The sequence below is a fragment of the Polaromonas sp. P1_G4 genome (assembly GCF_056405475.1).
Map to the genome: position 1 here is coordinate 1 of NZ_JBFUCA010000627.1, position 2,128 is coordinate 2,128.

The following is a 2,128-nucleotide window of genomic DNA, read 5'->3' on the forward strand; positions in this document are numbered from 1 at the left end:
TCCATGGAGTTCGGGCTGAAGGGCCCCAGCAGCACGGTTTCCAATGCCTGCGCATCGTCGGCCACCTCCATTGGAGAAGCTTTCCGGCAGATCCGCCACGGTTATGCAGACGCCATGCTGGCCGGGGGTTCCGAGGCATTGCTGAACCGCGGCACCATCAAGGCCTGGCAAGCCATGCACACGCTGGCCAAGCCCCATGCCGACGGCACCGAAACCTCGTGCCGTCCATTTTCGGTTGACCGCTCCGGTCTGGTGCTGGCCGAAGGCGCCGCCATGTTGGTCCTGGAAGAATGGGAAAGCGCCAAACGGCGCGGCGCCAATATCCTGGCCGAACTTTGCGGCTACGCATCCACCACCGACGCCCATCACCTGACGCAGCCCGACGCCCAGGGGCAATCACTCGCCATGACGCTGGCGCTGAAAGACGCGGGACTGCAGGCCGCCGACATCGGTTACCTCAATGCCCACGGAACCGCCACCGATGTCGGTGATGTCATCGAAACCAGCGCCATCAAGCTGGCCTTCAAGGACCTGGCCGGGCGCCTGCCCATCAGCTCCAGCAAAGGGGTGCACGGGCACGCCATGGGCGCTGCGGGGGCGATGGAATTCATTGCGAGTGTGATGGCACTGCGCGCGGGGCAACTGCCGCCAACGGCCTTCCTGGTGAACCCAGACCCGCGTTGTGACCTGGACTACATACCGCTGGCGGCACGCGATGCCAAGGGCCTGCGCGCGGTGATGTCCAACTCGTTTGCCTTTGGCGGCTCCAACGCCGTGCTGGTGGCGAAGTCCGCCTGAGGGCGACCACCCTCCGAAGAAAAGCCGGCCGGGCTCCCCCAATACCCAATACCCAATACCCAATACCGGCGGATATCAGTGGATCAACTCGCAGCGCGGATTTTTTTCACCAGGGCCGTCGTCGAATAGCCATCCACAAACGGGATCGCCCGGGCGCTGCCGCCATACGCCTTGACCACCGCGGTCTCTGCCAGCTTGTCCATGTCGTAGTCTCCGCCCTTCACCAGCAGATCCGGCTGGAGCTCACGGATCAGCTCCAGCGGCGTGTCTTCGTCAAACCAGGTGACCAGGCTCACCGACTCCAGCGCAGCCATCATGGCGGCGCGGTCGTGTTCGTTGTTGAGCGGCCGGTCAGGGCCCTTGCCCAGCCGCCGTGCCGAGGCATCGGTGTTCAGCGCCACCACCAGGCTTGCGCCCAGCGCGCGTGCGTCGGCCAGGTAGGTGGCATGCCCGCGGTGCAAGACATCAAACACCCCATTGGTAAAGACAATGGGATGTGGCATTGAAGCAAGCCGCTGCCGCGCTTCTTCGCGGGGGACTATTTTTTGCAGGAAGTGGGTAGAGGAGGGGGTAGGGGGCTCGCTGGGCATCCCGCCACTTTAACGGAAGGCCCGGGTTACCACCCGGCTTCTGCCGCCCGAGGCACCCGGCCAGCGGACGTCGTGCATCAGGCGCCGGCAGGTGCCGGCTTGGCGGCGATGGACTCCGCCAGTTCCTTGGCAATTTCCTTGCGGTAGCGGTTCAGTTCCTGCACGGTCTTGAAGCTCTGGTTCAACAGCAGACTCAGGTTGTGCAGGATGCGTTCGACCACCTTGCCCTCCCACACCGCGTCAAACTTGATCTGCGTGTCGAGCCAGTGCTCCAGCCACTCGGGGTTGGGCAGGCGGCTCTGGATGGTGTCGCGCGGAAAAAGGCTTTTGTTCACATGCAGGTTGGTCGGGTGCAGCGCCTGGGCGGTACGGCGTGCGCTGGCCATCAGCACGCCCACCTTGGTGAAGGCGGACTTGGCTTCATTGCCGAAGTTGTTGATGGCGCGCTTCATGTAGCGCAGGTAAGCGCCACCATGGCGGGCTTCGTCCTGGCTCAGCTGGGTATAAATCTGCTTGATGACAGGTTCGGTATGCCATTCGCTGGCGCGGCGGTACCAGTGGTTCAGGCGGATCTCGCCGCAGAAATGCAGCATCAGCGTTTCCAGCGCGGGTGCGGGTTCGAACTCGAAACGCACTTCGTGCAATTCTTTTTCCGTGGGAGCGAGGTCCGGGCGGAAGCGCTTGAGGTATTCCATCAACACCAGCGAGTGTTTTTGCTCTTCAAAAAACCAGATGGACAT

At 63.0% G+C, this 2,128-nt stretch carries 3 protein-coding genes; 1 reads left to right on the forward strand and 2 read right to left on the reverse strand.

What is annotated here, in order from left to right; genetic code table 11:
• The coding region (locus AC1D1X_RS21465) for a beta-ketoacyl-[acyl-carrier-protein] synthase family protein (protein WP_477699126.1) at positions 1-798 on the forward strand (798 nt) is incomplete at its 5' end.
• 83 nt (positions 799-881) lie between these two features.
• Here the strand turns inward: AC1D1X_RS21465 and rfaE2 are convergent.
• Positions 882-1,388 (reverse strand): D-glycero-beta-D-manno-heptose 1-phosphate adenylyltransferase, encoded by a 507-nt coding sequence (gene rfaE2 / locus AC1D1X_RS21470; protein WP_477670610.1) that lies wholly within the window; start codon positions 1,386-1,388, stop codon positions 882-884.
• Positions 1,389-1,465: 77 nt separating this feature from the next.
• Positions 1,466-2,128 (reverse strand): ferritin-like domain-containing protein (locus AC1D1X_RS21475; RefSeq protein ID WP_477699127.1); only part of this gene is annotated, 663 nt, incomplete at its 5' end.